General features: G+C 69.9%; 5 protein-coding genes and 1 tRNA gene. 4 read left to right on the top strand and 2 right to left on the bottom strand.

Annotation, left to right across the window (positions count from 1 at the left end):
* Positions 1–76 precede the first annotated feature (76 nt).
* The 4 genes from ACWF94_RS29350 to ACWF94_RS29335 all read left to right on the top strand — a co-directional run bounded on the left by ACWF94_RS29350 (position 77) and on the right by ACWF94_RS29335 (position 5,928).
* Positions 77–1,606 carry an acyl-CoA synthetase gene (locus tag ACWF94_RS29350; protein ID WP_453495008.1) on the top strand — a complete coding sequence of 510 codons (1,530 nt, stop codon included), beginning with the start codon at positions 77–79 and terminating at the stop codon, positions 1,604–1,606.
* A 71-nt stretch (positions 1,607–1,677) separates the two neighbouring features.
* The gene (locus tag ACWF94_RS29345) at positions 1,678–2,835 is read left to right on the top strand and encodes an acyl-CoA dehydrogenase family protein (protein ID WP_453495005.1); all 1,158 of its coding nucleotides are present in this window, start codon (positions 1,678–1,680) and stop codon (positions 2,833–2,835) included.
* 32 nt (positions 2,836–2,867) lie between these two features.
* Entirely contained in the window at positions 2,868–4,556 is a 1,689-nt protein-coding gene (locus tag ACWF94_RS29340; protein ID WP_453495002.1) for a thiamine pyrophosphate-binding protein, read from the top strand.
* A 385-nt stretch (positions 4,557–4,941) separates the two neighbouring features.
* Positions 4,942–5,928, top strand: coding sequence for an acyl-CoA thioesterase (locus tag ACWF94_RS29335; RefSeq protein WP_453494999.1), 987 nt, complete (start codon positions 4,942–4,944; stop codon positions 5,926–5,928).
* 28 nt (positions 5,929–5,956) lie between these two features.
* On the opposite strand, the gene ACWF94_RS29330 is transcribed toward ACWF94_RS29335, so the two are convergent.
* On the bottom strand, positions 5,957–6,355 hold the full coding sequence (locus tag ACWF94_RS29330) for a GNAT family N-acetyltransferase (protein WP_453494996.1): 399 nt from the start codon (positions 6,353–6,355) through the stop codon (positions 5,957–5,959).
* A gap of 124 nt (positions 6,356–6,479) precedes the next feature.
* Positions 6,480–6,556, bottom strand: a tRNA-Pro gene (locus tag ACWF94_RS29325).
* Positions 6,557–6,558: the final 2 nt, after the last annotated feature.

The following is a 6,558-nucleotide window of genomic DNA, read 5'->3' as shown; positions in this document are numbered from 1 at the left end:
GCCCCTCTTCCCCCCTTCTTCCCCCGCTTCCCCTCTTCGGCCGGCAAGGCCGTCGGGCCGTGCCTTGGAGGATGTCGTGTATCTCACCCAGTCATTGCACCGGGCGCTCCAGCAGTATCCCGACCGGCCCATGACCATCTGCGGCGACCGGGTCCGCACCACCCGTGAAGTGGTCGACCGGGTGTCCCGGCTGGCCGCCGTCTTCCGGGGCCTCGGGGTGCGGGTGGGCGACCGGGTGGGCCTGCTGGCACTGAACTCCGACTACCACCAGGAGTTCTTCTTCGCCGGCTGGTGGATGGGCGCCGTCGCGCATCCGCTCAACACCCGCTGGGCGCCGGCCGAGATCGCGTACGCGCTGACCGACTCGGGCACCGAGGTGCTGCTGGTCGACGACACCTTCGCGGCTCTCGGCCCGGAGCTGCGCGAGCGCGCCCCCGGCCTGCGTACCCTCGTCTACTGCGGGACCGGAAAGACTCCCGAGGACATGCTGGACTACGAGGAGCTGATCACCGGCTCCGAGCCGGTGCCGGACATCCGCCACGGCGGCGACACCGTGGCGTTCCTGCTCTACACCGGCGGCACCACCGGCACCCCCAAGGGTGTGATGGTCACCGACCGCGCCCTGCAGACCACCATGATGAGTTCCCTCATCCTGACCCAGGCGGCGATCCCCGACGGGGTGAACATGCTGACGGCGCCGCTCTTCCACATCGGCGCCCTCACCGGCTGGTACGCACAGAACCTGGTCGGCGGCACCCTGGTCTTCCTGCCGAACTTCACGCCGGAAGGTGTCCTGGAGACCATCCGGAGACACCGCGTGACCACGACCACCTTCGTGCCGGTGATGGTCCAGATGGTCTGCAACCACCCGGACTTCGCCTCGTACGACACCAGCAGTCTGCGGCGGATCACCTACGGTGGCGCGGGCAGTCCCGAGAGTCTGCTCCGGCTGGCCATGAAGTCCTTCCCCCAGGCCCGCTTCACCCAGGGCTACGGGATGACCGAGACCAGCGTGCTGACCGTCCTCACCCACGAGGACCATGTGGCGGGCGGACAGCGGCTGCGGTCGGCCGGCCGGGCCACACCCGCCATCGAGCTCGCGGTGGTGGGCCCGGACGGGGCACGGGTGCCCACGGGCGAGGTGGGCGAGATCGTGACCCGCGGCGACCATCTGATGGCCGGGTACTGGGGCAAGCCGGAGCTGACCGCGCAGACCGTCCGGGACGGCTGGATGCACACCGGCGACGGCGGCTATCTGGACGAGGACGGCTACCTCTATATCGTCGACCGCCTCAAAGACATGATCATCACCGGTGGGGAGAACGTCTACTCCGCCGAGGTGGAGAACGCGGTGGCCGCCCACCCCGCCGTGGCCTCGTGCGCCGTGATCGGCGTGCCCGACGACCACTGGGGCGAACGGGTGCACGCCGTGATCGTCCTCAAGCCGGGGCAGACGGCCACGGAAGACGAGATCCGCGCGCACGCCAAGACCCTGATCGCCGGATACAAGGCCCCGCGCTCGGTCGAGTTCATCGACTCGATGCCCCTCTCCCCCGCCGGAAAGATCCTCAAGCGGGAACTGCGGGCCGCTCGCACCGACGGCTGAGCCCCCGCGCCGAGGCTGAGCACCGCACGACGGCTGACCACCCGCCCTCAGCAGAAACGAGAAACATCCCCATGAAGCGCACCGTCTACAGCAAGGACCACGACGCCTTCCGGATGATGATCCGGGAGTTCATCGCCAAGGAGGTCGTGCCCCACTACGAGGAGTGGGAGGCCCAGGGCACCGTCCCGCGCGAGCTGTTCCGCAGGCTCGGAGCGCTGGGCGTGACCGGGTTCGGCATCCCGGAGGAGTACGGCGGCCCGGGTGAGGTCGGCTACAAGTACCAGGCGATCATCACCGAGGAGAGCGCCCGCGCCGCGGTCATGCTCGGCCACTACGGCCTGAGCACCGGCATGGTCCTGCCGTATCTGCTGACGCTGGCCACCGAGGACCAGAAGCAGCGCTGGTTCCCGGGCTTCGTCAGCGGCGACATCATGATCTGTATCGCGATGACCGAGCCGGGCACCGGCTCCGACCTCGCGGGCATCCGCACCTCGGCCAAGCTGTCGCAGGACGGTACCCACTATCTCCTCAACGGCGCCAAGACCTTCATCTCCGGCGCCCGCAACTCCGAACTGTGCGTCGTGGTCGCCCGCACCTCGCCGGCCCCCGCGGAGGACCGGCGCGGCGGACTGAGCCTGCTGGTGGTGCCGACCGACAGCGAGGGCTTCGCCTACGGCCGCAAACTGGACAAGATCGGCCTGAGGTCCAGCGACACCAACGAGCTGTCCTTCACCGACATCAGGGTGCCGGTGGAGAACCTGCTCGGCGAGGAGGGCAAGGGCTTCTCCTACCTGGGCCGGAACCTGCCCCGCGAGCGCATCTCGGTCGGGGTCGACGCCACCGCGCGGGCCGCCGCGGCGATCGAGTTCGCCAAGGCGTACGTCAAGGAGCGCAACGTCTTCGGCAAGCCGGTCGCCTCGTTCCAGAACACCAAGTTCGTGCTCGCCGAGTGCGCCACCGAGGTGGAGGCGGCACAGGCCCTGGTCGACAAGGGCATGGAGCTGGAGGAGACCGGGGAGCTGACCCCCGCCGACGCCGCGAAGATCAAGCTGTTCACGACCGAGGTGTGCGGCCGGGTCATCGACAAGTGTCTCCAGTTGCACGGCGGTTACGGCTACATGCTGGAGTACCCGATCGCGCGGCTGTACGCCGATGTCCGTGTCAACCGCATCTACGGCGGATCCAGCGAGGTGATGAAGACCATCATCGCCAAGGACCTCGGTCTGTAGGACGGGATCCGCGCCGATCGGGTGCCCATCGGATGCCGATCGGCCCGGCCGGGACGGACCCGGCGCGCACAGCCCCGCAGCGGCGGCACCGGAAGGAAGACGGCATCGCGATGAAGGTCTACCAGCAGCTCGCGTCCGCCCTGCTCGAACACGGTGTCGACACCGTGTTCGGGTTGATGGGCGACGCCAACATGCTCTACCTCTGCGACTACAGGGAACGCGGTGGCCGCTTCGTTCCGGTGACCCACGAAGGCGGCGCGGTGGGCATGTCGGACGGCTGGTCGCGGGCGACCGGGCGGGTGGGCGTGGCGTCGGTCACCCATGGACCGGCCGTGTCCAACACCGTCACCTCGCTGATCGAGGCCGTGCGGAGCCGCAGCCGGGTCCTGCTGCTCACCGGCGACACCCCGGCGGAACCGACCCACTTCCAGCGGCTCGACCTGGCCGCGGTGGCCGCCATGGCGGGCGCGGGGTACGAGAAGGTCCACCAGCCGGCCGGCCTGGTCCGCGCCCTCAACCGGGCCCTGCGGCGCGTGGTGTCCGAGGACCGTCCCGTTCTGCTCGACCTGCCGATCGGCCTGGTCCGCAAGGACGCGGGCGCGCAGCAGCCCGTTGCCCGTCCGCTCGCGCGGGCCGTGGGCCTGCCCGCCGAGGAGGAACTGGACGGCGCGCTCGGGCTGATCGCCGGCGCCGGCCGGCCGGTGGTGCTCGCCGGCCGCGGCGCGGTGGCCGCGGACGCCCGTGACGAGCTGATCGCGCTCGCCGACCAACTGGCCGCGCCGCTGGCCACCACCCTGCTCGCCAAGGACTGGTTCCACGGCCACCCGAGCGACCTCGGCGTCTTCGGCAACCTCTCGCACAGTGTGGCGACGGCCGCCATCGGCGAGGCCGACTGTGTCATCGCCTTCGGCGCGAGCCTCAACTCCCACACGAGCTTCCACGGTGAGCTTCTGGGGGACAAGAAGGTCGTCCAGGTGGACAGCGATCCGGGCGCGTTCGGCTGGTTCACCCCGGTCGACGAGGCTGTTTCCGGTGATGCCAGGGCGGTGGCGGCGGCCATGGGCGAAACGCTGCGGGCGGCCGGCCACTCCCCGGCCAGGGGCCGGCTGGAGAAGATCCGGCAACGACTCAGCGAGCACCGGCTCACCGACGACTTCCGGGACCGGACGGGCACGGACACCGTGGACGTACGGACCGCGGCGGTCCGCCTCGACGAGATCCTTCCCGCCAGACGCGTCCTGGTCAGCGACATCGGCCGGTTCGCGGTCGGGGTGTGGCCCGCCGTCCGGGTGGCCGACCCCCGGGACTTCGTCTGCATGGGCGGCTTCGGCTCGATCGGCCTGGGGCTGGGCGGCGCCATCGGCGCGGCCGTCGCACGCCCCGGCGACCTCACGGTTCTCGTGGTCGGCGACGGCGGCTTCATGATGAACATGGCCGAGTTCACCACCGCCGTACGGGAGCGGCTGCCCCTGCTGGTGGTGGTCCTCAACGACGGCGCGTACGGTGCCGAGCACTTCAAGCTCGTCCACTTCGGCGTCAACCCGGACCACTCGCTCAACGCCTGGCCCGAGCTGGTCCCGATGGCCGAGGCCATGGGCGCGCGCGGCATGACCGTTCGCCGCCTGGCGGACCTCGACGCCCTCCGGGACATCGCCCGGGACCTCGACGGACCGTTCCTGGTGGACGTCAGACTCGATCCGCACGTCAACATCGTGGCCTGAGCCCGCACAGGGGCCCCGACGACGCCGTGGGCCCGGTGGGCCCGCCGATGCGGGTCGGGCAAACGCTCCTGTCCGGTTCGCACATGCCGGAACCGCTCACGCCGCTTCATGCGGTCGAGCGAGCGGCCCCGCAAGGCCGGGACCGTTACGAGGATTCACTTACGCAGCCTCAGTGCCCTGTCCCAACCGCGTACCCCGCCCCGAATGAGCTGATTCCGCGACCGAAACAGGGCCTCCCGCATGCCGCACTCGCCTGGCCGCCTCCCGTGGGCGCGCGATCGACAGATCGAGCTCGCGATGTCCGAGTTGGACATGACGCACTAACAGGGATTAACTCTAAGCGTCCGGGCGGCGGCCACCGCCGACGCGTGAAAGGTTGTCGAGCGTGTACGGAAGCAAGTCGTCCGAGAGCGGCGAGAGCCCCCGCGCCGAACGCCCCGGGACCGCCCCCACCGGTCTGGCCGGCTTCCTGAGCCTGGAACGTCTGGAACGCGACCTGTTCCGGGGGTGGTGCCATGACGGCGCCCCGCTGCGGGCCTTCGGCGGGCAGGTCGCGGCCCAAGCCCTGACGGCAGCCGGACACACCGTGGAGTGCGAGCGGCCGGTGCACTCCCTGCACGGGTACTTCCTCCGGCCCGGGGACACCCGGCGCCCCGTCGTCTACAGCGTCGAGCGGCTGCGCGACGGCCACAGCTACACGGCTCGCCGGGTCACCGCGGTTCAGGACGGCAAGGCGATCTTCACGCTCTCGGCGTCGTTCAAGCTGCCCGAGGACGAGCCGGACCGCTATCTGGCCATGCCGGACGTGCCCCAGCCCCAGGACCTGCCCGACGCCTACCAGTACTGGGCCGAGAGCAAACCCGACGAACACCGGGAGGCCGCCTACGCACAGGTCATGTCGATGCGCGTGGTCCCGCCGTCCGCGACCGGCCGAGCCGGCGGGGGCGGCCGTGGCCAGACCGAGCAGTACGTGTGGTTCCGGGCGGTCGAAACGCTGCTCGACGACCCGCTGCTGCACGTCTGCGCGCTCGCCTACTGCTCCGACCTGAGCCTCGCCCCGACCTCGGCACTGGACCAGGAGGCGCTCTATCCCTTCCGCGAGGGGCCCTCCCAGCTGGCCATGGCCTCTCTCGACCACGCCATGTGGTTCCACCGTCCCTTCCGTGCCGACGACTGGCTCCTCTTCGCCCAGCGCAGCCCCTCCGCCGGCGACGGGCGGGGCTTCAACCTGGGCGACTTCTGGACCCGCGACGGCACCCTGGTCGCCTCCGTCGTCCAGGAGGCGGTGCTCCGCCAGCGCGCTCCCCTCCGGCCGTCCACCGCGGCCAGAAAAGAATCCGCGCCGCCGGCACCTCGCCGACGGCGCGCATGAGGTCGACGCTGCGGTGAAGGTCGCCTCCCTAGCGCAGGGCGATCAGCCCTGCGTCCGTCGGTCTGAAGCCGCACGCGTCGAAGTAGAAGGGACGCAGATGGTCGTCAAAGTCGACGTGGAGCCATTCGCAGTCCGCTGCACGGGCGCCTTGCGCCGCGGTCGTCACGAGCCCGGTCCCGACACCGGTCCTGCGCATGTCCTGAGCGACCATCGTGTCGAGAACGAAGGCATGGACGCCACCGTCCCAGGCGACGTTGACAAACCCTACGAACCTGCCGTCTTCTCGGGCACAGACCCAGCCGAGGCTGTGACGGTGCACCTGTGTCTGCCAATCGATGGACATCTGGGTATGACCGAACGCCTCCGCGTGGAGCGCGTTGACGGCAGCGTTGTCGAAGTCGCCGCGCCACTCGTACGTGATCGTCATGGGCCGCATCGTAGGTCGAGAGACACCCGGCCCAACGCTCTTTAGTGGTCCCCAACTGGTCCCCACGACATACGGAAAGGCGGTACCGGATTTCTCCGATACCGCCTGCGACCTGCGAAAACGCTGGTCGGGACGACAGGATTTGAACCTGCGACCCCTTGACCCCCAGTCAAGTGCGCTACCAAGCTGCGCCACGTCCCGAT

The sequence above is a fragment of the Streptomyces sp. NPDC055078 genome, from assembly GCF_053607985.1.
The sequence above is the reverse complement of the archived record's forward strand: the minus strand, read 5'-3'. Positions and strand labels throughout refer to the sequence as shown.